The organism is Telluria sp. LT2P80, assembly GCF_059685955.1.
In genome coordinates, this window is the sequence record NZ_JCASIO010000001.1 from 548,938 (window position 1) to 575,433 (window position 26,496).

Sequence of the window (26,496 nt, forward strand, 5' to 3'; positions counted from 1 at the left end):
GCTGCAGACTCAGAACTTGTAGTTCAGGCCCATATACGCCACACGACCAGCGTAGTTGTTGCTGTAGAAGCGCGACTTGGTGTCGTTGCCCAGGTACGAGCGCGACTCTTCCTCGGTGGCGTTCAGGACCGACGCGGTCAGGCTCAGCTCCGGCGTGAAGTTGTACGACGCGTTCAGGTCGACCTGGCTGTACGGCGCTTCATACACGTTCAAGCCGTTCATCAGGCCGTTGACCACCAGGCCGCGGCGGTTGTAAGACGCGCGCAGCATGAGCCGGTCGGTCGAGTAGAACACCGTTACGTTGGCCTGGTTCTTGGCACTGCCCACCAGTGGCGAGGTGCCGATCTCGGTGCCGTCGGCCAGCGTGATCGCGGCCTGGTTGGTCTTGTTGTACGTGTAGTTGACCTGGAAGCCGATGCCGTTGTCGAACGTGTGCTGGCCGTACAACTCGATGCCTTTCGACACCGCGTCGCGCCCGCCGGCACTGGTCGAGTAGTTCTGCACCGCGATCGACTCGCCACCGATGTTCAGGTTGACGTCACGCACGACCGGTACCGCGAAGTTCTTGACGTTCTTGCGGAAGATGCCGGCGCCGAGCACCGAGCCACGGTGGAAGTACCACTCCAGGCCCAGGTCATACTGCGTGGCCTGGTATGGCTCGAGATCCTTGTTGCTGCCCGAGCCGAACCAGCCCTGGCGGTCGCCCCCGCCGATCAGGCGGCGATCGTTGACGTATTCCTGGCTGTAGTTGCTCAGGGCGCCCGGTGCACCGATATCGTTGTAGCTCGGGCGTGCCACGACCTTCGAGGCAGCGCCGCGCAGCAGCAGCGTGTCCGTCAGGTCGTACGCGACGTTCAGGCTTGGCAGCACATCGGTGTAGGTGCGGTCGAGCGCGCTGACGACATAGGTCGACACGTGGCCCGTGGCCGGATTGGTTTCGCTGTCCGGTACGACCGTGAAGCCACTCGTGCAACCCGAGCCGGCAGGTGCACCGGCGGCTGGCAAACCACCGGCCAGGCATGGCGCCGGCGTGCCGTCGGGACCGTCGAAGAAGTAGTCGTTGTAGTAGTCGACCTTATCGGTCGAATCGGCATGCTGGCGGGTACGCACGACGCGCACACCCAGATTGCCGCGCAGGCGGTCGGTCTTGAAATTACCCTGCAAGTACATCGACGTGATCTTTTCATCCACGTTGTAGATGAAGTTTTCTTCGTTGCGGGTCTGCATCTCGCCATACGTCTGGTTCAGGTACGAGATATACGCCGGATAGTTGATGCCGGGGAAAGCGCTGGCTTTCAGGCCGCCCGTCAGGTTGCCCAGCGATTCGTCGTACAGGAACTCAGGACGGAACTGGTTGGCCGACGAATCGCAGCCGTTCTGGTAGCGGCTGTCGTAGTCGCCTGGATTGGCGCCCTTGCAGACCCAGTAGTTATTGCCGGTGCTGCGGCTGGTGCCGCCGTCGCGGTACTTGGCGCCGAACTGGACCGAGTCGAGCCAGTTGCTGTCGGCATGCCAGGTCAGGTCGGCCTGCGCGTAGTTCTGTTCGGTGCTGTTGCGGGTCCAGGACGACGAGGTCGAGCCCAGGTCGATCTCACCGATGCCGTTGCGCAGGTTCTGCATCAGTTCCGGTGCAAACGTCATCGTCGGCTTGCCGCTGACGTCCCACGACGTGGCCGTGTTGCCGAGCGACCAGCTGCCGTCGGCATTCTGCCGGCGCGGCTTGATCGGCATGCCGAATTGCAGTTCCGGGCCGCCCTTGGCCCAGGTGCGGCCGGCCTTGAAGGTGGCGTCGACGGACTCGCCCTTCCATTCGACTTCGAAGTCAGCCGTCTGCGACAGCGCTTTCTCGCGGCTGTAGCCGCCGGTGATCTGCGGGGTCGGGATCGTGCAATCGTCTGGACCGAATCCGCCGGTGTTGGTCAGGCCGGCGGCGCCAGCCTGCGCGCTGTTGCAGTAGTACGCCTTGCCCGGACGCACGCTGTACTGCGCGCCCGTGACAACGGTGCCGCTCGGGTCGAACGTGAGGCCGTCGAGCAGGCGTCCGCCCGGCCAGTTGCCGTCGCCGTCGAAGCGCGCGATATTCCACTCCGGAACCTTCAGCTGGTTCAGCTGCGAATTCTGCTGCAAGTCGAAGCGGAAATAATTGGCCGTCATGTTCAGGTTACGCAGCGGCTTGAACTGCAGCGTGACCTGCCCGCCCTTGCGCTCGCGCTCGGTGGTGCGCACGTCCAGCGCGACGGCGGTCGGCATCGCGAACTTGGTGTAGTACTTGCCCGACTGGTCATAAAAGCCCGACTGGCCCCACCAGAACGAATTGAGTTTGGATGGCTGGCCATCGGCGCCCACCGGCGGCTGCGCCTTGTAGTCGTCGGCATACCATTGCCAGTTTTCGGTGCTCGCGCCCATCGTGCGCGTGGTGCGCTTTTGCTGTGTGTAGCCGACCAGGACGCCGAAGCGGTTGCTCTCGTCGTGCCACGCGTACTGGCCGGAGAATTGCGGGTCGGTCTTCTTGGTGGTATCGGCCCAGGTGCCTTCGGCATTGACGAAGCCCGAACCCGACTTGACGTCGAGCGGCCGGCGCGTGCGCAGGATCACCGTGCCGCCGATGCCGCCTTCGTCGAAGCGCGCTTCGGACGTCTTGTACAGCTCGGCGCTGGCCAGCATGTTCGACGGCATCAGCATGTAGTTGAACGAGCGCGACGGATCGCCATTCGATTCGGCGGTGGCGACGTAGTTGCCGTTCAGTTGCGTCAGGGTCAGGTCGGACGACAGGCCACGCACGCTGACATTCTTGCCTTCGCCGCCACTGCGGGTGACGACCACGCCCGGCACGCGCTGCAAGGCATCGGCCACGTTCTTGTCCGGGAATTTGCCCACGTCTTCGGCGGTCACCACCTCGACGATGGAATTGGCCTCGCGCTTCTGGTCGAGACTTTTCTCGATGGAGTAGCGGAAGCCCGTCACCACCACCGTCGACGGGCCTGCAGCGGCAGGCTGGTCGGCGGACGGCGCCTCGGTGGCAGCAGTTGCAACTGCAGTTGCGGCCGGGGCCGCCTGCACTGGGCCTGGCTGGGCGGCCGGCGGCTGGGCCGGCTGGTCGGCCGGCATGGTCTGGGCGTGCACGGTCGACAGCGACAGCAGCGCGAGGCTGACGGCCATGGCGATGGGCGTGACGCTGCAGCGCTGCCGTGAAGCGCGGTGGGTGTGTGAATGCATGTGTGTCTCCTGGTCGTGCCCTGTATGGGCTATCTTTTATGGCGGCAGCTGGTCCGGGCGGCCGTCAACCGGCAGCCTTTGCGCACCGCAACGTGAAGCGTCCCGATGTCATCGCCAGCGCGACACGTTCTCAGCGTGTCGCCTGCCGGCCTGTCGCAGATTTACTAAACGGCGGGCATCTCTTCTGCATGTCGCAGGGGTCGTGCAAACCGGTACCGCAAATTTATACAAGTAGTGTGTGAAGCCTCAACAAACTTTGGCGGTTTGCGTGAAGTTTAGTGCCGTTTAGTAAACGACAACTGCACAATTTGCTTCCAGGAATTTTTCATGGCGCCTACTCGCTGTCGGGCGTCTCCATGATTTCTCCACATTGTGGGCGCACGATGTGTTTCATGCCCACCAAGGAGAACACCATGAACCGCATCATCCGATCCAGCCTGGCCCTCGGCCTTGCCATCACCCTGCCACTGTCAGCCAGCCTGGCGCACGCCGCCGGGCAACCCGACTGCCGTGGCACCAGCAGCAAATGTGCACCGCCACCACCGCCGCCTGCGCCACCGGCACCGCCAGTGGGTGCAATGGCACCAGTGGCGCCGCCGGCACCGCCGGTTGGTGCGCCACCACCACCGCCACCACCAGCACGGGGTGCTCGCGCCCTGAAGGACATGCCAGTACCACCAGCGCCACCGGCACCACCGGCACACGCCAAGCGGATCGCACCGCCGCCGCCACCACCGCCAGCAGCCGGGATGCCCGACGTTCCGCCCCCCGCACCGGCTGATGGACCTGCCGTCAAACCGGTCGCAAGGTAGCCGGACGCACCGCAGCATGCGACTTGACTGATGTTATGTTGCGGTGCAAAATAGCTGGCTATGACCGTATTGTCCCTCCCCGATACCCAGCTCCGCCGCGTCCAACGTGCTCACAGCACGCGTCGCGCCGTGATGCGGCTGGCTGCGGCATCCTTCCCGGGATGCGGACTGCCACGCGGTTATTTTTGCTCAGTAACACCTCCGTAATACCCCTTCCCCATTGCACGACCATGCACCGCCGTCATTACGACACCGGTGCGTTGTCGTTCGTCTTGCTGCGCCCTGCTTCGTGCACGGCGCTCCCATTTCTTGCACTCGGCTGTTACAGCCCGGGAAGGTATCCTCATGGTATTTCAACACATCCGCCAGGACTGGTTTTCCAACATCCGTGGCGACCTGCTTGCAGGTATCGTCGTCGCTCTCGCCCTCATCCCTGAGGCCATTGCGTTCTCCATCATTGCCGGCGTCGACCCGAAGGTCGGCCTGTACGCGTCGTTTTCGATCGCGACGCTGATCGCCTTTTTCGGCGGGCGGCCAGGCATGATTTCCGCTGCCACCGGCGCCATGGCGCTGATCATGGTGTCACTCGTCAAGGAGCACGGTCTCGATTACCTGCTGGCCGCCACCATCCTGACCGGCGTGCTGCAGATCATCGCCGGCTGGATCAAGCTGGGCCGCCTGATGCGCTTCGTCTCGCGCTCGGTGATCACGGGATTCGTCAACGCCCTGGCGATCCTGATTTTCCTCGCCCAGTTACCCGAACTGACGAACGTCACGTGGCACGTGTACGCCGTCACCGCGGCCGCGCTGGCCATCATCTACGGCTTGCCGTACCTGACGCGCGCCGTGCCCTCGCCACTGGTCGCGATTGTCGTCATGACCGGCGCGTCCATCGCACTGGGCCTGGACATCCGCACCGTCGGCGACATGGGCGAGCTGCCGGACAGCCTGCCGTCGTTCTTGATCCCGAACGTGCCGTTCACTCTCGAGACCCTGCAGATCATCTTGCCGTACTCGGCCACACTGATGCTGGTCGGCTTGCTGGAATCCCTGATGACCGCCACGATCGTCGACGACCTGACCGATACCCGCAGCGACAAGAACCGTGAATGCGTCGGCCAGGGCATCGCCAACATCGCCACCGGCTTCATTGGCGGCATGGCCGGCTGCGCGATGATCGGCCAATCAGTAATCAACATCAAGTCTGGCGGACGCACCCGCCTGTCGACACTGATGGCCGGTGTCGTGCTGCTGCTCATGGTCGTGTTCCTGGGCGACTGGGTGCGCCAGATTCCGATGGCGGCGCTGGTCGCCGTGATGATCATGGTGGCCATCGGCACGTTCAGCTGGAGCTCGATCAGCAACCTGCGCGCGCATCCGACCAGCTCCAGCATTGTCATGCTCGCCACCGTCGTCGTCACCGTGGCCACGCACGATCTGGCCAAGGGCGTGCTGGCAGGCGTGCTGCTGTCGGGCGTGTTCTTTGCGCAGAAAGTCAGCCGGATGCTGGGCGTGACGTCGCGCGTGGAGACTGGCACGGATGGCGGCGAACTCCGTCACTACCTGGTCAGCGGTCACGTGTTCTTCGTGTCGTCCGACCAGCTCGTCCATGCATTCGACTACAGCCCGACGCGCGCCACCGTGCACATCGACCTGAGCGACGCGCATTTCTGGGACATCACTGCGATTGGCGCGCTCGACAAGGTCGTGCTGAAATTGCGCCGCGCCGGTGCGCAGGTGGTCGTGCATGGCCTGAACGAGGCCAGCGCCACCTTGATGACCCGGTTTGCCATCCACGACAAGGACGGCGCCGAAGACATGCTGGCCGGGCACTGATCCGGCATCGGCGCAGCCGGGCGTCATGAGGTTGGCAGATTGATTACAATCGCCCACTATTTCATGCCCTGGAGGCGCCATGTTCGACTTCGATCTACCCTTGTGGGAGCTGATCGCGCGCGGCGCGATCGTCTACTGCGCCCTGCTCGCGATGATGCGCGTGTCGGGGCGCCGCACAGTCGGGCAATTCAAGCCGTTCGACCTGCTGGTGGTGATGCTGTTGTCCGAATCCGTGTCCAATTCCATGACCGGTGGTGACGAATCGCTGCTTGGCGGGCTGGTCATCGCTGCGACACTGGTGGCACTGACGGTGCTGGTCGCCTTCCTGACATCGCGCAGCCGCAAGTTCGAGTCGATCATCGAGGGCAGCCCCGTGCTGATCGGGCGCGATGGCGTGTTCTTCAAGGATGTGATGAAGCGCTGCCGTCTGTCGCAGGACGATGTCGAAGAGGCGCTGCGCGGCGCCGACTGCCCGCGCCCGAAGATGAAGTGCGCGTTCCTCGAAGTGAACGGCTCCATCAGCATCATGCAGAATCCGCAATAAATCAGATCGCTGCGGCGCGCTCCGCCAGCAGCTGCCCCCAGGCGGGTATCGCGGCGCGCCAGAATGCCTCGATGGCATCTGGCGCTGGCCCGTCGAGCGCAAGCCCCAGAAACGCCGCAGTCTCCATCAGCACGCCGATTGCGGCAGGCGCATCGCCTGCCGTGACGGCAAGCGCGCCCGTCTGCTTCGACAACTTCTCCCCATTGCTGTTGCGTACCACCGGCACGTGCAGGTAGCGCGGCGTCGGTGCACCGAGCAGCCGCTGCAGGTGGATCTGGCGCGGCGTCGAGTCGAGCAGATCTGCGCCGCGCACGATGTCGGTCACGCCCTGCTCGATATCGTCCACCACGACGGCCAGTTGATAGGCCCAGAACCCGTCCGCGCGTTTCAGCACGAAGTCGCCGGCATCACGGGCCAGATGCTGCGTGACGGGTCCGGCGAAACGGTCAACAAAGGTGATGGCATCCTCGCCCGCCGCCGGCACGCGTACGCGCAGGCTGCGCATCGTGCGGCCCGGACCGAGGCCATGGCGGCAGGTGCCGGGATAGATGGCGCTGCCGTCGGGCGCCACGCCAATACGAGAATCGGCGATCTCGCGCCGGTTGCAGCCGCACGGATAGGTGGCACGCTCGATGCGCGCGGCAGCAGCCGCATATAGATGCTTGCGCCGGCTTTGCCAGACGATCTCGCCGTCATGCTGCATGCCCAGCGCGGCCAGCAACTGCAGGATGCCTTCGGCCGCGCCGGGTACGCTGCGGCCTTCATCGATGTCTTCGATGCGGATCAGCCAGGTGCCGCCATGCCAGCGGGCGTCGAGGTAGCTGGCCATCGCCGCGACCAGAGAGCCTGCGTGCAACGGCCCGGAAGGCGACGGCGCAAAGCGGCCGATGTAAGGCTTGTTCACTGCAGGCGGCTTATTTCTTCGGTTGCTTTTCGTGGGCGGCGATGATGCCGGCGACCTGGCCGTTGACGGCATTGGGCACTGCCATCGAGAGCTGGTAGTGGACGATCTCGAAGCCTGCCTTGGTCTTGCGCAGCACGCCACTGGCCATCGCCGGCCCCATGTTTTTGGTATCGAGCAGCTCGTCGAACCAGATCAGCGATTTGTCGGCCGACGCATAGACATTGCGGCGCGTGGCCTTGAAGGTCCAGGCCGACTTGGCATCGAAGTACTTCTTCGACCACGCCTTGAAGGCGTCACGCGTCCATAGCTCGGTGCGGTCGGTGCCGATGTACACGCCATCCCTGGCGATCTTGTCGAAGTACGCCGTGCGTGCGTTGGCGGCGTCATCGTGCCAGCCGTCGACGAAGGCGTTGACTTCGCGCGTGAGGGTCGCATCGGTGGCGGCGTGTGCGGCGCCGCCCAAGCCCAGCGACAAGGAAAGGCACAGGAAGCAGGCGGCGAAAAAGCGTGGCATGGTGGTTCCCTCGATGGCGGTTATGAGGGAAACATTCTACACATGCACGCGACAGGCCGTGGCACTACCGCTTCGCCGGTTCGGGTTGATGCTCGATGCCGAGCACCGTGGCCTCATGCGGGCCATCCGGCTGCTGCCACGACATCCGCCCGCCCACGCGCGCGCCCAGGAGCGCCATACCGGCCGGTGTGAGCACTGATAACCGTTCGGCAGTGTCCTGCATATCGTTCGGGTAACTCAGCGTCATCGTTTCTTCTTCGCTGGCACCGGCCACGCGAAAGCGCACGCGCGAATTCATGGTCACGACGTCGGGCGGCAACTCCCACGGTTCGACCAGTTGCGCATGTTCGAGTTCACCCAGCAGCGCGTCACGCGCTCTGGCCTGCGCTGGCGAAAGCCGGTCGAGTACGCGCTCGAGGCGCTCGAGGTCCAGCCAGGAAACAACCATTGAATCACTCATTTCAGTCTCCACGATCAGCGTTGAAAGAGCCGGCTTGCCGCTACGATGGCGGTGCCTGGCTGCGGCACTAAGAACTGATGCCGTAAGCCGCTCGGCCATGGGCTGCGCGGAGTAATCCCAGCCGCGCCAGCGTGCGTGCACCAAGGGGTTCGCCTGATCGGGAAGACATAAAATGTTTCATAGTGGCAATTGATACTGATGAGCTCAGTATAGACCGCTTTTGCCACAACGCCAGGGGTCGGCAAATGAATAATTTTGCTGCATGCGCCCATGAAAAAAGCGGGCCGCAGCCCGCTTTTTTAGCGATCGAACGGGATTAGCGCTTGTCGATTTCCGGCACGTCACGCGCCGGCGAGCCGACGAACAGCTGACGTGGACGGCCGATCTTCTGCTCTGGATCGGCGATCATTTCGTTCCACTGCGCGATCCAGCCGATGGTACGGGCCATCGCGAAGATGCCGGTGAACATGGTGACCGGGATACCCAGTGCCGATTGCACGATGCCCGAGTAGAAGTCGACGTTCGGGTACAGCTTGCGCGACACGAAGTATTCGTCTTCGAGGGCGATGCGTTCCAGTTCCATTGCCAGCTTGAACAGTGGGTCGTCCTGCAGGCCCAGTTCTTCCAGCACTTCGTGGCAGGTTTCGCGCATCAGCTTGGCACGCGGGTCGAAGTTCTTGTACACGCGGTGACCGAAGCCCATCAGCTTGACGCCGGAGTTCTTGTCCTTGACCTTCTCGATGAAGGCCGGGATGTTCTCGACGCTGCCGATTTCCTTCAGCATGTTCAGGGCGGCTTCGTTCGCGCCGCCGTGGGCAGGGCCCCACAGGCAGGCGATGCCGGCTGCGATACAGGCGAACGGGTTGGCGCCCGACGAACCGGCCAGGCGGACGGTCGAGGTCGATGCGTTCTGCTCGTGGTCTGCGTGCAGGATCAGGATGCGGTCCAGGGCGCGCACCAGCACGTCGTTGACCTTGTACTCTTCGCACGGGTTCGCAAACATCATGTACATGAAGTTGGCGCTGTACGACAGATCATTGCGTGGGTACACGAACGGCTGGCCGACGTTGTACTTGTAGGCCATCGCGACCAGGGTCGGCAGCTTGGCGATCAGACGGATTGCCGAGATTTCGCGCTGCTTGGCATCGTTGATGTCCAGCGAGTCATGGTAGAACGACGCCAGCGCGCCGACCGTGCCGACCAGCACCGACATCGGGTGCGCGTCGCGGCGGAAGCCACGGAAGAAGAAGTTCATCTGCTCATGGATCATCGTGTGCTTGGTCACGGTGTCGGTGAACACTTCTTTTTGCTCTGCGTTCGGCAGTTCGCCGTTCAGCAGCAGATAGCAGGTTTCCAGGAAGTCGCAGTTGACGGCCAGTTGCTCGATCGGGTAACCGCGGTACAGCAGCTCGCCCTTGTCACCGTCGATGTAGGTGATGCTCGAGTTACAGGCGGCGGTCGACATGAAGCCAGGATCGTACGTGAACTTGCCGGTCGCGCCGTACAGCTTGCGGATGTCGACGACGTCCGGGCCGATGGTGCCTTTGTAGATCGGCATGTCGATCGACGGGCTGCCGTCCGAGAACGACAGGGTGGCTTTGGTATCAGAGATGTTCATGGCACTTCCTTCTTGTGGGAGTGGGTCTACAAAATAAAACGAAACCGGGGGGCGCCGCAACGTGCCGCGTTGGCGAATCGGATGCCCATAGTTCGCTTACGCTAGCCGCAGCTTCGCCAGCAAGGCGTGCACGTGCGGCAGGTCGAGCTCGCCGGAGGGCTCATTGCGCCCCAGCAGCAGGTCCAGCAACGGGTTGTCAGCCAGATCAAGCAGGCGCGTCAGCGCATCGACCTCGTCGTCGGTCAGGTCCTGTTCGTGCGCATCGAGAAAGCGCGTCAGGATCAGATCGTTCTCGAGCAGGCCACGACGTGCGCGCCAGCGCAGGCGCGAACGGTTGGCAGGATCGGCTTGATGTGTAATCACATTAAAATCCGTTGTTGGTTCGACATCATACTCCGGCTGCCATGATTCGGCAGTACGGTACTTTTACGGTAATGCACACATTCGTCGAGCGCAATGCTCGACGCACGTCTGGACACCGGAACGCGTGCGACGCCGTTTGCGGCGCCACACGCATTGCATCGCTTAAATCGCGCGACGCACCAGCAGTTCCTTGATCTTGCCAATCGCCTTGTTCGGATTAAGGCCCTTCGGGCACACGTCCGTACAGTTCATGATCGAGTGGCAGCGGAACAGGCGGTACGGATCTTCCAGGTTGTCCAGGCGATCGTTGGTCGCTTCGTCGCGCGAGTCGGCGATGAAACGGTACGCTTGCAGCAGGCCGGCTGGACCGACGAACTTGTCCGGGTTCCACCAGAACGACGGGCACGAGGTCGAGCAGCAGGCGCACAGGATGCACTCGTACAGACCGTCGAGCTCTTCGCGCTCTTCAGGTGACTGCAGACGCTCTTTTTCAGGGCGGATCGACTCGTTGATCAGGTACGGCTTGACCGAGTGATACTGCTTGAAGAAGTTGGTCATGTCGACGATCAGGTCGCGCACCACCGGCAGACCTGGCAGAGGACGCAGCACGATCGGCTGGGTCAGTTCGTTCAGGTTGGTCGTGCAGGCCAGGCCGTTCTTGCCGTTGATGTTCATTGCGTCCGAACCGCACACGCCTTCACGGCACGAGCGGCGCAGCGCCAGCGAGTCATCGACATCCGCCTTGATGCGCTGCAGGACGTCCAGCAGCATCTTGTCGGTGTCTTGCAGCTCGACGGAAACGTCTTGCATGTAAGGCTTCGAATCCTTGTCCGGATCGTAGCGGTAAATCTTCAGTTGGACAGTGCGTGCCATGTTTTTACCTATCTCATCACGGCCGCCGGGCGACAATCGCCCGGTAGCCACAAAATATTTAGAAAGTGCGTGCTTTCGGCTTGAAGGTCTCGACCGTCAGCGGCTTTTGCACAACGCCCTTGTACTCGAGGCGGTTGCCTTCGGAGAAGAACAGCGTGTGCTTCATCCAGTTCGCGTCGTCACGTGTTTCGTAATCGCTGTGGGCGTGGGCGCCGCGCGATTCCTTGCGCGCCTGGGCCGACACGATGGTCGCTTTCGCGGTCTCGATCAGGTTATCCAGCTCGAGCGCTTCGACGCGGGCCGTGTTGAACACCTTCGACTTGTCCTTGAACGACACGTTCTTGCGACGCTCGTCGAGCACCATGATCTCTTTGACGCCCTGCGTTAGCAGCTGGTCGGTGCGGAACACGCCGCAGTACTTCTGCATCGTGGCGCGGATATCGTTGGCGACGTGCTGCACTTTTTCGGTGCCGGTCGACGTTTCGAGGCGGTTCAGGCGATCCAGCGCGAAATCGGCAGCGTCAGCCGGCATCGGCTTGGCGACCTTCTTCTTCAGGTCGGACGCGACGACGTGATTGCCGGCCGCGCGGCCGAACACGATCAGGTCGAGCAGCGAGTTCGTGCCCAGGCGGTTCGCGCCGTGGACCGAGACGCAGGCGCATTCGCCGATGGCGTACAGACCATTGACGATCTTCTGCCCGCCCGTACCATCCGGTGCCACGACCTGACCATGGATATTGGTCGGGATGCCGCCCATCTGGTAGTGAATCGTCGGCACGACAGGAATCGGTTCCTTGGTCGCATCGACGTTGGCGAACTTGTGGCCGATTTCGAGGATCGAAGGCAGACGCTTCTTGATGGTGTCGGCGCCGATGTGACGCAGGTCCAGCAGCACGTGGTCCTTGTTCGGTCCACAGCCGCGGCCTTCTTTGATCTCCTGGTCCATCGAGCGCGACACGAAGTCGCGTGGCGCCAGATCCTTCAGCGTCGGCGCGTAGCGCTCCATGAAGCGTTCGCCGTTGCTGTTGATCAGGATACCGCCCTCGCCGCGTACGCCTTCGGTGATCAGGACGCCCGCGCCCGCGACACCGGTCGGGTGGAACTGCCAGAACTCCATGTCCTGCAGCGGCAGGCCGGCACGCGCCGCCATGCCCATGCCGTCACCGGTGTTGATGAAGGCATTGGTCGATGCAGCGAAGATACGGCCTGCGCCGCCGGTAGCGAAGATGGTGGTCTTCGCTTCCAGAATCATCACGTCGCCGGTTTCCATTTCCAGGGCCATCACGCCGACCACGTCGCCTTCGGCGTCGCGGATGACGTCCAGCGCCATCCATTCGACGAAGAAGTGGGTGCGGGCACGGACGTTACGCTGATACAGCGTGTGCAGCAGCGCGTGACCGGTACGGTCGGCCGCGGCGCAGGCGCGCTGGACCGGCTTTTCGCCGAAATTGGCCGTGTGGCCGCCAAACGGACGCTGGTAAATCGTGCCGTCCGGGTTACGGTCGAACGGCATGCCGAAGTGTTCCAGCTCGTAGACGACCTTCGGTGCTTCGCGGCACATGAATTCGATCGCATCCTGGTCGCCCAGGTAGTCGCCACCCTTGACAGTGTCGAACATGTGCCAGTACCAGTCGTCTTCGCTCATATTGCCGAGCGAAGCGCCAATCCCGCCCTGCGCCGCCACGGTGTGGGAGCGGGTCGGGAAGACTTTCGACAGAACAGCAACGTTCAGGCCGGCTTCGGCCAGTTGCAGGGATGCGCGCATGCCGGAACCGCCGGCGCCCACGATGACCGCGTCAAAACGACGGGTAGGAATTGCAGTTTTGATAGCTGCCACGATTACACACTCCAGAGAATTTGCACGGTCCAGGCGGCGCAAGCGAGCAGCCAGAAGATCGTTGCCAGCATCAGGAACAGACGCAGGCCTGCCGATTTAACATAGTCCATCCAGATGTCACGGATGCCGACCCAGGCGTGGTAGTACAACGCGAGGAAGGTCACCAGCGAGAACAGCTTGAACCACTGGCGGGAGAACAAGCCTGCCCAGCCTTCGTACGTGAAATTCTGCCCAGTCAGGAAAGCGACCAGCAGGATGACCGTGTAGACCGCCATGACGATGGCGGTGACGCGCTGCGCCAGCCAGTCCTTGACGCCGTAGTGTGCGCCAACGACAAGGCGGCGCGGGCCGATATTATTCTTGGTTGCCATGATTTAGAACACTCCGAACAGTTTCAGGCCGACCAACGCGGTCAGCGCCAGGCTGATGACCAGGACCCAGCGCGCGGTCGACTGGGCTGCATCCTTGTCCAGGGCAATGTGATTGTCCATGAACAGGTGACGGATGCCGGCGGTGAAGTGGTGCAGGTAAGCCCACGACAGGCCCAGCAGGATCAGCTTGGACAGCGGGTGGGACACGATGCCGGCAAAGTAGCCGAACGACGATTCCGACAGCAGACTTTGCTGGAACAGATACAACAGGAACGGCAGTGCCAGGAACATGCCGGCGCCGCTGATACGATGCAAAATCGACACAATGGCCGATGGCGGCATGCGATATTTGCCAGTGATATCGGTGATGCCGATATTGCGGAACTCCGGCCGCCCCTTCTGCTTTGCTTCTCTCACGGCTTCGGACATGATGGTACACCTCCCTTATGACAACAATTTTTATATGAACCCTTTGGATTTTCGCTGATTTCCCTGTCCTGGTCCGTTCTCGCGAAGCCAGGTGGGCGGGACAGCGAGCGAAGGACCGGGTCATGTCCGCCGCGCACCCAAAACCAAGTTATTTTAGTCGCTCTTGCCGAGTTTCGCTGCAGCCAAAATTTACCGCTGCAAAGTATTTCCTTACTGCTGAGTTAGTTATCAGGACAGCTCGTTCTGATAGTGATGTTGTTCCGTCAAGTACATCCCGCGGCGCAGCTCGACTGCCTTGTCGCCATACGTGAACGACACGCGCTCGCCGCACAGCAGCGGCGTGCCTTCGGGCACCTTCAGATAATCCGCCGTGGCGGCATCGGCCGCGACCGCGCGGATCTTTTCCGTCGCGCGGATCATGCGGGTACCGAATTCCGTTTCGAACAGCCCGTACATCGGGCCCTTGTATTCCACCAGGCGCTCGGCGCTCAGGCCCTTGAACAACTGGCCCGGCAGCCACAGCTCTTCGAGAATGGTCGGCTTGCCCTCGAAAGACTGCACGCGCTTGATGTAGACGACGGCGTCACCCGCTTTCAGGTCGAGCAGGCGCGCCACCTCGGCCGGGGCCCGGATGCGCTTGACTTCGAGGAAGCGGTTTTCGGGATGGTGCGGCAGGCCCTCGTCGGGGCGCAGGCGCAGGAAGCGAAAATGCGCGCGCTCTTCGGCGTGGCTGGCCACAAACGTGCCCTTGCCCTGGCGGCGCACGACCAGGTTCTCGGCCGCCAGCTCATCGATGGCCTTGCGCACGGTGCCCTGGCTGACCTTGAAACGGCCGGCCAGCTCGACCTCGCTTGGCATCATCTCGCCCGGTTTCCACTCGCCGGCCTGCAGGCTTTTGGTGATCAGGGCCTTGATCTGCTGGTACAGCGGCCGGAAGGACGGCGAGCCGCTGGCGGCAGGGTCGGCAGCCGGATTGGACGAGGTGGAATTCATAGACCGGGATTTCACCACAAAAGTGACATACCGTCCAGCTTTTGAGGCATTCAGATATCTGTCTTATATAAGACATAAGATATGAATTGACAGCCCCGATGACGCAGGCATACACTCATGCCCGACCGGGAGTCGGTGGCACTCTTGCCAGAGTACGCGCGCGACACCCGCGATTGACTTTTGAATGGCCCGGCCGACGCTTTTTGTTATCATTGCAGTCTGATTAAAGTCTGATTGCAGCTGAGCCCTACAAGCGTATGCTCGGCGTCGACCTCGGTGCAAACCGTTTTCATTCCCACTTTTGGAGATTCATCATGGCTAAAACCCCAATGCGCGTCGCTGTGACCGGCGCTGCCGGCCAGATCGGCTATTCCCTGCTGTTCCGCATCGCCAACGGCGACATGCTCGGCAAGGACCAGCCGGTCATCCTTCAGCTGCTCGAAATCGACAACGAAAAAGCACAGAAGGCGCTCAAGGGCGTCATGATGGAAATCGACGACTGCGCGTTCCCGCTGCTCGAAGGCATGACCGCGCACTCGGACCCGATGACCGCGTTCAAGGACGTCGACGTCGCCCTGCTGGTCGGCGCACGTCCACGTGGCCCGGGCATGGAACGCAAGGACCTGCTCGAAGCCAATGCCCAGATCTTCACCGTGCAGGGCAAGGCACTCGACGCCGTCGCGTCGCGCAACGTCAAGGTCCTGGTGGTCGGCAATCCAGCCAACACCAACGCCTACATCGCCATGAAATCGGCACCGAACCTGCCAGCGAAAAACTTCACCGCGATGCTGCGTCTGGACCACAACCGCGCGCTGTCGCAAGTGGCAGCCAAGACCGGCAAGGCCGTCAAGGACATCGAAAAAATGGTCGTTTGGGGCAACCACTCGCCAACGATGTACGCCGACTACCGCTTCGCCACCGCTGGCAGCGAGCAGGTCAAGGACCTGATCAACGACCAGGAATGGAACGCCAACACCTTCCTGCCAACCGTCGGCAAGCGCGGCGCTGCGATCATCGAAGCGCGCGGCCTGTCGTCGGCAGCATCGGCCGCCAATGCAGCCATCGACCACGTCCGTGACTGGGTCCTGGGCACCAACGGCAAGTGGACCACGATGGGTATCCCGTCGGACGGTTCGTACGGCATCCCTGAAGGCACCATGTTCGGCTTCCCGGTCACGACCGAGAACGGCGAATACACGATCGTGCAAGGTCTGGACATCGATTCGTTCTCGCAAGAGCGCATCAACCTGACCCTGAAAGAGCTGGAAGAAGAAAAAGCCGGCGTCGCACACCTGCTGGGCTGATCAGTACAAGGCGCATGGCGATTGCCATGCGCCAACCACGCCGTGCCGCTCAACCGGCACGGCGGTGTTTTATGCAACCAAGCGTTGAAAGCTATGCATCCTTCCGAGGTTTTATTCCAGGGCAAACGCCAGCCGCTGCTTCTCCCTGCCTGCGATCACTACGCCGGCTCAGAGAAACTGATGCGCAAATCGCTGACCCTGCAACAAGAGCTTGGTCCCTTGTTTGACATCACCTTCGACTGCGAAGACGGCGCCCAGGCAGGCGTCGAGCACGAGCACGCCGTCCTGGTGGCGAGCTTGGTCAACAGCGAAGAAAACCGCTTCAACCGTGTCGGCGCGCGCCTGCACGAGCCGGCCAGCATGCACTTTGCCAACGACGTCGCCCTCATCGTCGGCGGCGCTGCGGCGCGCCTGGCGTACGTGGTGCTGCCGAAAGTCGACGGCGTCGACGAAGTGCGCGGCGCGATCGAGCTGATCAATAAATATGCGCTCGCTGCCGGCCGCGCTGCCCTGCCCGTCCACGTGCTGATCGAAACCCATGGCGCGCTGCGCGACGCCTACGCGATTGCAGCGCTGCCGCAGGTCGAATGCCTGTCGTTCGGCATCATGGATTTTGTCTCGGCCCACTACGGTGCGATTCCGGCCAGCGCGATGCGCACGCCGGGCCAGTTCACGCATCCGCTGGTGGTGCGCGCGAAGCTCGAGATGGTGGCAGCCTGCCATGCCCATGGCAAGGTGGCGTCGCACAATGTTACGACCGACATCAAGGACAGCGCGACGGTGGCGAACGATGCCCAGCGTGCCGGCGCCGAGTTCGGCTTTACCCGCATGTGGAGCATCCACCCGGATCAGATCAAGCCAATCCTGAAGGCGTTCACGCCGCGTTTGTCCGAAGTCAATGAAGCAACGAATATCCTGACCGAAGCCATGGCCGCGGGTTGGGGACCGATTGCGCAACACGGGCGCTTGCATGACCGTGCGAGCTACCGATACTATTGGTCGGTGTTGCAGCGGGCCAAGCTGGCCGGCCTCGCACTGCCCGAGGCAGCTGCAGCCATCGTCAACCTCTCCGACTCCCGATAATTCCGACCATGGCCACTCTCCTCTCCCCAGTCATCGCTGCCTGCGCAATTGCGCTTGCCGCTGCCGTCGCCTGTGCGCCGGCCAACGCCGCCACACCGGTAGCGCACCCGAAAGCCTCCGCCGTGCTCGCCGCTGATGCGGCGAAAAAGCCGGCGAAGAAGCCTGGCAAGAAAGCGAAAGCCGCTGCCGCCACTGCCGCTGTTGCGGCTGCCGTGGTCGCTGCCAACCCGCTCGAAGTCGATGAGCCGGACATCACCGACAACAAGACCACCGATTACGCCTGCGAGCTGGGCAACAAGATCACGATCTACACGAACGACAACGATGCCGCCCACATCGCGCTGCGCTGGAAGAACCGGCTGCACCGCCTGGCCCGCATCGGCACCACCACCGGCGCTTTGCGCTTCGAAAATCCGCACTATGGCCTGATCTGGATCGGCATTCCGTCCAAGGGCATCCTGCTCGACTCGAAGCTCAACCGCCAGCTGGCCAATGAATGCAAGAACGCCACCCAGTCCGCGATCGTGGCGACCGCGGCGCCGGAGGCGAGCAAGACTTGAGCCGCGGCCTGGGTTTCCCGGATCCAGACCGTCCTGTCGCCTGATGTTATTTGATACTGTTGAAATAACAACGTTGTTGATAACAATATTCCACTGAAGGAGAGATTATGTCTCGCAACACCCTGAATACACTGAAGGAATTCCCGATCGGCGCAGGCCAGAGCGGCCAGTTTCACTCGCTGCCAGCGCTGGCGGAATCCCTCGGTGTGAACCTGTCGCGCCTGCCGGTGTCGATTCGTATCGTCCTGGAATCCGTGCTGCGTAACTGCGACGGCAAGAAGGTCACCGAAGAGCACGTCAAGCAGGTCGCTGGCTGGAAAGCCACTGCCGAGCGCACCGACGAGATCCCGTTCGTCGTGGCCCGCGTCGTGCTGCAAGACTTCACCGGCGTGCCGCTGCTGGCCGACCTGGCCGCGATGCGCAACGTCGCCGCCAAGATGGGCGCCGATCCGAAGAAGATCGAGCCACTGGTGCCGGTCGACCTGGTCGTCGACCACTCGGTCACGATCGACCACTTCCGCGAGCCAAATGCACTCGACCTGAACATGAAGCTGGAATTCTCGCGCAACAACGAGCGCTACCAGTTCATGAAATGGGGCATGCAAGCCTTCGACACCTTCGGCGTCGTGCCACCGGGCTTCGGCATCGTCCACCAGGTCAACCTGGAATACCTGGCGCGCGGCGTCATGAAGCAAGGCGACGTGTACTACCCTGACACGCTGGTCGGCACCGACTCGCACACCACCATGATCAACGGCGTTGGCGTCGTCGGCTGGGGCGTGGGCGGCATCGAAGCTGAAGCCGGCATGCTGGGCCAGCCGGTGTACTTCCTGACCCCGGACGTCATCGGTGTCAACCTGAAAGGCAAGCTGCGCGAAGGCTGCACCGCGACCGACCTGGTGCTGACCGTCACCGAACTGCTGCGCAAAGAAAAAGTCGTCGGCAAGTTCGTCGAATTCTTCGGCGCCGGCACCCGCTCGCTGTCGACCACCGACCGCGCAACCATCGGCAACATGGCGCCTGAATACGGCGCGACGATGGGCTTCTTCCCAGTGGACGAAGCCACGGTCGACTACTTCCGCGGCACCGGCCGTACCGAAGAAGAACTGGCTGCGTTCGAAGGCTACTACCGCGCCCAGGGCATGTTCGGCATCCCGCAAGAAGGCGAAATCGACTTCACGCGCGTCGTCGAGCTGGACCTGTCGACCGTCACGCCATCGCTGGCAGGCCCGAAGCGTCCGCAAGACCGTATCGAACTGGGCAACGTGAAGAACAACTTCACCGAACTGTTCAGCAAGCCAACGACGCAGAACGGCTTCAACAAGAACCCGGACGACCTGAACAAGCAGTACACCACGACCAACGGCGTGAACGTGAAGAACGGCGACATCCTGATCGCCGCCATCACGTCGTGCACCAACACGTCGAACCCGAGCGTGCTGCTGGCCGCCGGCCTGCTGGCCAAGAAAGCCGTCGAGCGCGGCCTGACCGTGGCGCCGCACATCAAGTCGTCGCTGGCCCCTGGCTCGCGCGTGGTCACCAATTACCTGACCGCTGCCGGCCTGCTGCCGTACCTGGAAAAGCTGGGCTTCGGCGTGACTGCCTATGGCTGCACGACCTGCATCGGCAATGCCGGTGACCTGACCCCGGAACTGAACGCCGCGATCACCCAGAACGACATCGTCGCCTCGGCCATCCTGTCGGGCAACCGTAACTTCGAAGCGCGGATCCACCCGAACATCCGTTCGAACTTCCTGGCCTCGCCACCGCTGGTCGTCGCTTACGCGATCGCCGGCAACATGACGCGCGACCTGATGACCGAGCCAGTTGGCCAGGACAGCAATGGCGTGGACGTGTACCTGGGCGACATCTGGCCGACCTCGCAGGAGATCGGTGAGCTGATGCGCTTTGCCATGAATTCGGAAGTGTTCAAGTCGAACTACGCCGACGTCAAGGGCAACCCGGGCGAGCTGTGGGAACGCGTCACCACCACCGAAGGCCAGGTCTACAACTGGCCTGAGTCGACCTACATCGCAGAGCCACCGTTCTTCGCTGACTTCGAGATGACCCCGAAAGCGGTCGCTACCGGCATCACCGGCGCACGTGCACTGGGCGTGTTCGGCGACTCGATCACCACCGACCACATCTCCCCGGCCGGTTCGATCAAGGAAGACGGCCCAGCGGGCAAGTGGCTCAAGGAACACAATGTCCTGAAAGCCGACTTCAACTCGTACGGCTCGCGTCGCGGTAACCACGAAATCATGATGCGCGGCACCTTCGCGAACGTGCGGATCAAGAACCGCATGATCCCGGTCGGTCCGGATGGCTCGGCAATCGAAGGCGGCATCACGCAGTTCCAGCCAACCGGCGAACAGATGTCGATCTATGATGCCGCCATGAAGTACGTGGCCGACGGCACCCCGACCATGATCTTCGGCGGCGAAGAATACGGCACGGGCTCGTCGCGTGACTGGGCAGCCAAGGGCACCCAGCTGCTGGGCGTGAAGGCCGTGATCGTGCGTTCGTTCGAACGTATCCACCGCTCGAACCTGGTGGGCATGGGCGTGCTGCCGCTGCAATTCATCGGCAACGACAGCGTCGACAGCCTGGGCATTACGGGTAAAGAGACGTACGACCTGAAGGGCCTGGAAGGCGAGATCAAGCCGCAACAGCTGGCCACGCTCGTGATCCACCGTGAAAACGGCGAGTCGCAGGAAGTGCGCGTGCTGCTGCGTATCGACACGCCGATCGAAGTCGACTACTACAAGCATGGCGGTATTCTGCCGTTCGTGCTGCGTCAGCTGCTGGCGTAAGCAGTTTGGTCAGGCCCGCGCAAGCGGGCTGCGTCCAACGACAAAGGGCTGGAATCCTCGCGGGTTCCGGCCCTTTTTGCATCGTCATCCGAGATTGCATCGACGTCGGGTAAACGGTAACGCCAACGATCACCGCGTGGACGGCGGGAGCCGTCCACCCTACCGGGCCGTCGACGTAGGGTGGACGGCTTCGCCGTCCACGCGTTCAAGGATCACACCTCGGCCCACATCCTGAGCAGATTGTGATAATGCGCCGTCAGACCAACCGTCGTGGCTGAATCCCCATGCTCGCCCCGCAGCGCCTGAATATGCGTGTCCAGGTCAAACAGCATCGCCCGCTTGCCGTCATCCCTGATCATGCTCTGCGTCCACAGGAACGATGCCACCCGCTCGCCACGCGTCACCGGCCGTACCTGATGCACGCTGCCGGACGGGTAAACGATCGCATCACCCGCCGCCAGCTTGACCTCGTGCGTGCCATACAGGTCCACCACTTCCAGCTCGCCGCCGTCGTATTCGTCGGGCTCGCTCAGGAACACGGTCGTCGACACATCGGCCCGCACCGCCGGCAAACCACCGCGTTGGGCCCGGATCGCGCCGTCCACATGCAGCCCGTAATGCTCGCCACCTGCGTACGCATTGAAGTACGGCGCCAGCACCCGCAGCGGCAGCACGGCAGCGAAGAACAACGGATTGGCCATCAGCGCGCCGCTGACGATCTGACCCAGCTCGAGCGCTAGCGGCGTGCCCTCGCCCAACTGGCGGTTGCGCTTGACCTGCGCGCCCTGCGCGCCGACGCTCTCGCGCCCGTCGATCCACTCCGGCGCCTGGTCGAGCCGGGCGCCGATCGACGAAACCTGTTCTGGCGTCAGCACGCCGGGGATATGCAGCATCATGATGAGATCGTGGTTGGTGCAACGAACAAAAAAATCCCCCCTGGCAGAGCCAGGAGGGGCGAATCCGGTCTCCCGGCGGGGGTGGTACTCCGTGAAGAGCATCTGCCAGCGCTTTCCCGGTCGCCGGCAGGGTCCAACATTCCTTCCGTCTTCTCACCGATGTTTGAATGAGAATTGTTCTCATTATGGTCGGTGTGGGCGGACTTGGCAAGCGTCTTGGTGCAATCGGTGCATACCGGGCGCGCCAGGCCCCATTGTTCATGGCATATGGCCGAATCAACTACAATACCGGGGATAAGGGATTATCATCATTATCCGGCTCCGGCCCGCTCCACTGACATTCGATTCACTAACTGACAAGAGACTCACTCGCCCCATGCGTCGTCCTTCCAAAGATTCAACACCCAAACTTTCCGCAGAAAGCCAGCGCCTCGTCAGCCTCTCGCAAGCCCTCATGCAAGCTGCCAGCCGTGCCGAAGAACGGGCGTGGGAACGCCAGCTCGACACGCAACTGCAAAAACTGCTCAAGACCAATCACCAGGACAGCATCGACAGCGCCCTGAACGCCCTGTTCAGGGACGATCTGGCCTCGTATGACGTGCTGATGGACACCGTCGAAGCGGTCAGCGAATCGGCCATGATGGTCGAGCAGAAAGACGGCGTCGACGTCACCTGGCAGGCGCTCCTGATCGCTGCGCCGATCCTGGCCTGGACCCGGTTCTCGATCGCCACCGGCACGATTCCGGCCGACCTGCTGGCGACGCTTGGCGCGCACTTCTCGGCGCACCTGCTCGCAGGTGGCACGAAGATGGCCATCGCCCCGACCCTGTACTCGATCGACCAGCTGCCGCGCACCCACGCCGAAACCTACGCGCTGACGCACAAGCTGGCCGCCGCCGCGCACAAGGGCGGCACGATCAAGCCTGCGCCGCAGTTAGAGGAAACTGCACCATTCCTGGCCGACACGCGCTACATGCTGATCACGATCGTCGCGCCGGCAGGCGACCCGCTGTTCCGCTGGCAAGAGCCACAGCACCAGCTGCACGTCGTGCAAGAGCGCGAACGCAGCCTGGAACAGTGGCGCACGCAAGCCACCGCCAATGTCGCGCGCCTGATGCCCGGCTGCGGGATCGAGCTGCTGCTGCCGGAAGCGTATTACGTGGCCTGCCGCGAAGCCGACAAGCTGATCCGCCCGATTTCGATCCGCGCCGCCGTGCACTACCTGACGAACACGTTGGGCGTGGAACCGTCCGACCTGCGCGCCGTCGTCGCCGGCTTTGGCGAAGAAGCACCGGACATCCAGATCGACGAATACCGCGTGGCATTCACGATGCGCCAGAGCGCCGATGTCGTGTATGGCATCGTCTGGCCGCTGTACGGCCAGGAAGACGAGTCCGGCACGCCAGTGGAAGGCCCGCTGGCCATCACGCACGATGCGCTCAGCCCGCTGAACGAAATCGTCGCGCACCTGAACGAAGCCGGCATCGCCCACATCAAGCGCATCAACGAACGCTACGCCGCCGAGTACTGCGACGATTGCGGCTTCCCACTCTTCGCCGACCCCACCGGCGAACTGGTGCATGCCGAAATGCCGGACGACACGCCGACAGGCAGCGAGCACTTCCACTGAACTTCCACAGCGGGGGTCAGGTCTGACATTCGGACACGACCTCAGCCCTAGCCACTTCCACAGCTGGGGTCAGGTCTGACATTCGGACACGACCTCAGGCTTATCCACCGCCAATGGTGCCATGCTCAGCATTAGCATGCCTGCTTCCAACTACCCGACTGTCGAGATCGTGTCCGAATGTCAGACCTGACCCTCGCTTTTTGGTTGAGATCGTGTCCGAATGTCAGACCTGACCCCCGCTTTTTTTACGGCGGTGGGATATTCACGGGCGCTACGCATTAATGTAAAAAGGCCGGCCACGTTGATCGTGGCCGGCCTTTTTTTACGACTGCGTTAGTGCATTACGCCATCGGGTCGATGGTGAATGCTGGCATGCGTGCGTTGGTGCGGGCGCTTTCCAGGAACTTGTCGGACGTGGCCAGTGCTTCGGCGATCGTGACGTCCATGTCCAGGTAGCGGTAGGTGCCGAGGCGGCCGACGAACGTGACGTTTGGCTCGTTTTGCGCCTTGTTCACGTAGAGCTCGAGCATGGCCTTTTCGCGGTTCTGGCGGATCGGATAGTACGGGATATCCTTTTCTTCGCATTGACGGCTGTACTCGGCGTAGCAGATCGTCTTTTCGTGCTTTTCCCACGGCGAGAAGTGCTTGTGCTCGGTGATACGGGTGTATTTCTTTTCGTTGTCGCAGTAATTGATGACAGCGTTGCCCTGGAAGTCGCCGTCGGCGCGGAAGACTTCGAAGTCCAGCGTGCGGTAAGGCAGGCGGCCTTCGGTGTGCTTGAACCACGCATCGATCGGGCCGCTGTAGAACACGTGCTCGTACTCGCCCTTGGTGGCCGGATCGAACGTGGTGTTCAGGTGCACCGTCACGCCTGGCGTATCGATGATGTTCTGCACCAGTTGCGTGTAGCCTTCGGCTGGCATGCCCTGGTATTTGTGGTTGAAGTAGTTGTCGTCGTAGTTGAAACGCACTGGCAGGCGCTTGAGGATGCTCGCCGGCAGTTCGCTCGGCTCCAGGCCCCACTGCTTGATCGTGTACGTCTTGAAGAACGCTTCGTACAGGTCGCGGCCGACGAAGCGCAGTGCCTGCTCTTCGAAGGTGGTCGGGTTCTCGATGGTCTTGTCGCCCAGGTTCGCGAGGAATTCCTGTGCTTCGGCCGGGCCCATCGTCTTGTTGAAGAACTGGTTGATGGTCAAGAGGTTGATCGGCAAGGTGAGGACTTTGCCGTCGGTGATGGCCTTGACGCGATTGACGTATGGCTTGAATTCAGCGAAGCGGTTGACGAATTCCCACGCGCGCTCATTGTCGGTGTGGAAAATGTGCGGGCCATAAACGTGGACCATGACGCCGGTCTCGGCATCACGCTCGGAATAGCAATTGCCGGCCACGTGCGGGCGCGACTCGAAAACGTCGACGGTGTAGCCGGCCTGTGCCAGCTGGTTGGCGATCACTGCCCCGGAGAAGCCTGCGCCAACGATGGCGATGTTCTTTTTCATTCCTGTGTCCTGGTGATATTGGCAATGCCGGGGGGAGGCTTGAGCTTGACTGGACGGGAAGATGACATCATCACCTTCACATCACAGTCGGGACACGCGTCGCCGCATCGCGATTGTATTTAGTGGCAAAAGAATATCACTCAAACCCCCTTTTGCCCCGCACAATTGGACAACGGTGTTTGTACGAAAATAGGGATGCAGCCACGCGGTTAAAAGACCTTTGCATGGCTGCCGGGTTACTACTGGGTTACTACGGATTCACGACTAAATTCATGCTGCTTTGATGCTGATCGGCAGCCGGGCAAACCTCTATTTTCGGATCGCCCCCACCACGCGCGTGGCGAATTCGGCGGCATTGCCTGCATGCCAGCGCCAGACGATGACCAGGTCGTGCTCGGGCGAGACGACGATATCGTTGCTGCCCGCACCCAGCGCAGCAAACGTCGTGGCCGGCATGCCCGGCAGATTCTTGCCTTTTGTATTGAGCCACCACAGGTAACCATAGTCCGGACCGTTTGCGCTCGGCGTGAGCGCCGCCGTGACGTAGGCCGGCGGCAGGATCTGCTTGCCCGCCCAGTTGCCCTGGCGCAGCCACAGGTAGCCGAAGCGCGCCATGTCCCAGCTGTCGATCCACATGCCGCCACCCCAGCGCGTGCCACCGCTGACCGAGGCCACCTGCTTGCCGTTCAGTTCGACGTAGCTGTTGTGGTACGGGACCCATTTCCAGGTCGACGAGGCGCCGATCGGGTCCATGACCTGCTGCTGGAACACGTCCGGCACCGACTGGCCAAATACGCGCAGCAGCGACAGCGCCAGGCGGTTCACGCGCGTGTCGTTGTATTCGTAGAACGTGCCCGGGGTCTTGATGGCGCGCGGTTTCTTTTCGCCCTTGCCGAAGGCGGCCTTGCCGATGAAGTTGCTGTGCTTGCCCCACAGCTCGCCGTCCCATTCGGACTCTTGCTGCAGATGCTGTTTCCACGTCACGGCCGCGTTGTGCGGCGTCGCGTAGCCGCCGTCGGCGACGCGCTGCGCCACCGGCTCGTCGACCTGCAGGCGCCCTTCCCGCACTGCCACGCCCGCCACCGTGGCCAGCATGCTCTTGGCCACCGAGTAGGTCGGATCGACAAAGCGCGTGTCGCCGAACTCGGCCACGACGTAACCCTTGTAGATCACCACGCCATTGGTCGCAGCGCGTTTGGTCGGCATCGAGCCAAGGCGCGTTCCGAAAATCGCTTCCTGGTCGGACAGGTCGAGCGGCCGCTCGGTCTCGCGCGATTGTGCGAACGCGATGGCAGCTGCCAGCGCCACCGGATCCATGCCCAGCGCGGCGGGGTCCTTGCGGGCCCACTCCCCGGCGGGCGGGAAGTAAGCGGCGTCGGCTGCAAGCGTCGGCGTGGCCGGCAGCGCCAGGCTCAATGCGGTGACAATGGAGAGTGCGAGAACGCTGCGGCGCGCGCGATGGGTCATGTCGGGGTATCGGTCCAGGTGGAATATGGCGCCTTGATCAGGCTCGAGTTGTAATAGCGTTTTTCGCCAGTGACTTCCTGCCCGATCCAGTCGGGCTTGTCGAACACGGCGTCCTCTGACGGCAGTTCGATTTCGGCCACAACCAGGCCCGCGTTCTCGCCCAGGAATTCATCGACTTCCCAGGTAAAACCAGCATGCTCGATGCGGTGCCGGGTCTTTTCGACCAGGGGCCGCTCGCACAGGCGCTCGAGCAGTTCGGCGGCTTCAATCAGCAGGATCGGATATTCCCACTCGCCGCGCGAGGCGCCTTCGCTCTTGCTCTTGATGGTCAGGACGCCCTGCTCGCCCTCGATGCGCACGCGCACCGTGCGCGTCGGGTCGGCGCACAGATAGCCCTGGCGCAGCAGCGTGGCCGTGCCCAGCGTGCGCCAGCCATCACCTGCCAGCAGGAACTTGCGTTCGATCTCGATGCCCATC

General features: G+C 62.4%; 23 protein-coding genes. 7 read left to right on the forward strand and 16 right to left on the reverse strand.

Features of this window, described 5'->3' with window-relative positions; translation table 11 throughout:
* Positions 1-9: 9 nt before the first annotated feature.
* Both AC56LW_RS02475 and AC56LW_RS02480 read right to left on the reverse strand, forming a co-directional pair.
* Complete coding sequence (locus tag AC56LW_RS02475; RefSeq protein WP_499631307.1) at positions 10-3,216, reverse strand: TonB-dependent receptor; 3,207 nt, start codon at positions 3,214-3,216, stop codon at positions 10-12.
* A gap of 456 nt (positions 3,217-3,672) precedes the next feature.
* Positions 3,673-3,936 carry a hypothetical protein gene (locus tag AC56LW_RS02480; protein WP_332533578.1) on the reverse strand — a complete coding sequence of 88 codons (264 nt, stop codon included), beginning with the start codon at positions 3,934-3,936 and terminating at the stop codon, positions 3,673-3,675.
* A 437-nt stretch (positions 3,937-4,373) separates the two neighbouring features.
* Between AC56LW_RS02480 and AC56LW_RS02485 the strand changes: the two genes are divergently transcribed.
* Both AC56LW_RS02485 and AC56LW_RS02490 read left to right on the forward strand, forming a co-directional pair.
* Entirely contained in the window at positions 4,374-5,864 is a 1,491-nt protein-coding gene (locus AC56LW_RS02485) for a SulP family inorganic anion transporter (protein ID WP_499631310.1), read from the forward strand.
* A 79-nt stretch (positions 5,865-5,943) separates the two neighbouring features.
* On the forward strand, positions 5,944-6,408 hold the full coding sequence (locus AC56LW_RS02490; RefSeq protein ID WP_499631313.1) for a DUF421 domain-containing protein: 465 nt from the start codon (positions 5,944-5,946) through the stop codon (positions 6,406-6,408).
* A 1-nt stretch (position 6,409) separates the two neighbouring features.
* On the opposite strand, the gene gluQRS is transcribed toward AC56LW_RS02490, so the two are convergent.
* From gluQRS to AC56LW_RS02540, 10 genes are all read right to left on the reverse strand, one after another.
* Positions 6,410-7,312 (reverse strand): tRNA glutamyl-Q(34) synthetase GluQRS, encoded by a 903-nt coding sequence (gluQRS, locus tag AC56LW_RS02495; RefSeq protein ID WP_499631316.1) that lies wholly within the window; start codon positions 7,310-7,312, stop codon positions 6,410-6,412.
* A gap of 10 nt (positions 7,313-7,322) precedes the next feature.
* Positions 7,323-7,826: a nuclear transport factor 2 family protein gene (locus tag AC56LW_RS02500; RefSeq protein ID WP_499631319.1), complete on the reverse strand. Its 504-nt coding sequence runs from the start codon at positions 7,824-7,826 to the stop codon at positions 7,323-7,325.
* A 64-nt stretch (positions 7,827-7,890) separates the two neighbouring features.
* Positions 7,891-8,286 (reverse strand): nucleoside diphosphate kinase regulator, encoded by a 396-nt coding sequence (rnk, locus tag AC56LW_RS02505; protein ID WP_499631322.1) that lies wholly within the window; start codon positions 8,284-8,286, stop codon positions 7,891-7,893.
* Positions 8,287-8,602: 316 nt separating this feature from the next.
* Entirely contained in the window at positions 8,603-9,904 is a 1,302-nt protein-coding gene (gene gltA / locus AC56LW_RS02510; RefSeq protein ID WP_258835072.1) for a citrate synthase, read from the reverse strand.
* A 96-nt stretch (positions 9,905-10,000) separates the two neighbouring features.
* Positions 10,001-10,267: an FAD assembly factor SdhE gene (locus AC56LW_RS02515; RefSeq protein WP_332533572.1), complete on the reverse strand. Its 267-nt coding sequence runs from the start codon at positions 10,265-10,267 to the stop codon at positions 10,001-10,003.
* 162 nt (positions 10,268-10,429) lie between these two features.
* Positions 10,430-11,140: a succinate dehydrogenase iron-sulfur subunit gene (locus AC56LW_RS02520; protein WP_183555470.1), complete on the reverse strand. Its 711-nt coding sequence runs from the start codon at positions 11,138-11,140 to the stop codon at positions 10,430-10,432.
* 58 nt (positions 11,141-11,198) lie between these two features.
* Positions 11,199-12,977 (reverse strand): succinate dehydrogenase flavoprotein subunit, encoded by a 1,779-nt coding sequence (gene sdhA, locus AC56LW_RS02525; RefSeq protein WP_183555471.1) that lies wholly within the window; start codon positions 12,975-12,977, stop codon positions 11,199-11,201.
* Between the two features lie 2 nt (positions 12,978-12,979).
* Complete coding sequence (gene sdhD / locus AC56LW_RS02530) at positions 12,980-13,348, reverse strand: succinate dehydrogenase, hydrophobic membrane anchor protein (RefSeq protein ID WP_258835073.1); 369 nt, start codon at positions 13,346-13,348, stop codon at positions 12,980-12,982.
* A gap of 3 nt (positions 13,349-13,351) precedes the next feature.
* Entirely contained in the window at positions 13,352-13,777 is a 426-nt protein-coding gene (sdhC, locus tag AC56LW_RS02535) for a succinate dehydrogenase, cytochrome b556 subunit (protein ID WP_499631325.1), read from the reverse strand.
* A 228-nt stretch (positions 13,778-14,005) separates the two neighbouring features.
* Positions 14,006-14,770 carry a GntR family transcriptional regulator gene (locus AC56LW_RS02540; protein WP_183555474.1) on the reverse strand — a complete coding sequence of 255 codons (765 nt, stop codon included), beginning with the start codon at positions 14,768-14,770 and terminating at the stop codon, positions 14,006-14,008.
* A 314-nt stretch (positions 14,771-15,084) separates the two neighbouring features.
* Here AC56LW_RS02540 and AC56LW_RS02545 point away from each other — a divergent pair, with 314 nt between their 5' ends.
* From AC56LW_RS02545 to acnA, 4 genes are all read left to right on the forward strand, one after another.
* Positions 15,085-16,074: a malate dehydrogenase gene (locus AC56LW_RS02545; RefSeq protein WP_183555475.1), complete on the forward strand. Its 990-nt coding sequence runs from the start codon at positions 15,085-15,087 to the stop codon at positions 16,072-16,074.
* Between the two features lie 93 nt (positions 16,075-16,167).
* A complete protein-coding gene (locus tag AC56LW_RS02550; RefSeq protein WP_499631329.1) occupies positions 16,168-17,157 on the forward strand; it encodes an HpcH/HpaI aldolase/citrate lyase family protein in 990 nt (329 codons plus the stop codon).
* An 8-nt stretch (positions 17,158-17,165) separates the two neighbouring features.
* Positions 17,166-17,717: a hypothetical protein gene (locus AC56LW_RS02555; RefSeq protein ID WP_332531590.1), complete on the forward strand. Its 552-nt coding sequence runs from the start codon at positions 17,166-17,168 to the stop codon at positions 17,715-17,717.
* A 107-nt stretch (positions 17,718-17,824) separates the two neighbouring features.
* A complete protein-coding gene (acnA, locus tag AC56LW_RS02560) occupies positions 17,825-20,530 on the forward strand; it encodes an aconitate hydratase AcnA (RefSeq protein WP_183555478.1) in 2,706 nt (901 codons plus the stop codon).
* Positions 20,531-20,742: 212 nt separating this feature from the next.
* On the opposite strand, the gene AC56LW_RS02565 is transcribed toward acnA, so the two are convergent.
* Positions 20,743-21,426: a Fe2+-dependent dioxygenase gene (locus AC56LW_RS02565; protein WP_332531589.1), complete on the reverse strand. Its 684-nt coding sequence runs from the start codon at positions 21,424-21,426 to the stop codon at positions 20,743-20,745.
* 376 nt (positions 21,427-21,802) lie between these two features.
* Here AC56LW_RS02565 and AC56LW_RS02570 point away from each other — a divergent pair, with 376 nt between their 5' ends.
* A complete protein-coding gene (locus AC56LW_RS02570; protein ID WP_499631333.1) occupies positions 21,803-23,056 on the forward strand; it encodes a DUF2863 family protein in 1,254 nt (417 codons plus the stop codon).
* 341 nt (positions 23,057-23,397) lie between these two features.
* Here AC56LW_RS02570 and glf read toward each other — a convergent pair whose 3' ends face one another.
* The 3 genes from glf to AC56LW_RS02585 all read right to left on the reverse strand — a co-directional run bounded on the left by glf (position 23,398) and on the right by AC56LW_RS02585 (position 26,495).
* A complete protein-coding gene (gene glf, locus AC56LW_RS02575; protein WP_499631335.1) occupies positions 23,398-24,552 on the reverse strand; it encodes a UDP-galactopyranose mutase in 1,155 nt (384 codons plus the stop codon).
* A 309-nt stretch (positions 24,553-24,861) separates the two neighbouring features.
* Positions 24,862-26,019 carry a serine hydrolase domain-containing protein gene (locus AC56LW_RS02580; protein WP_499631338.1) on the reverse strand — a complete coding sequence of 386 codons (1,158 nt, stop codon included), beginning with the start codon at positions 26,017-26,019 and terminating at the stop codon, positions 24,862-24,864.
* The gene (locus AC56LW_RS02585) at positions 26,016-26,495 is read right to left on the reverse strand and encodes a CYTH domain-containing protein (protein ID WP_499631341.1); all 480 of its coding nucleotides are present in this window, start codon (positions 26,493-26,495) and stop codon (positions 26,016-26,018) included. Before AC56LW_RS02585 ends, AC56LW_RS02580 begins: the two co-directional genes overlap by 4 nt.
* Position 26,496 lies beyond the last annotated feature (1 nt).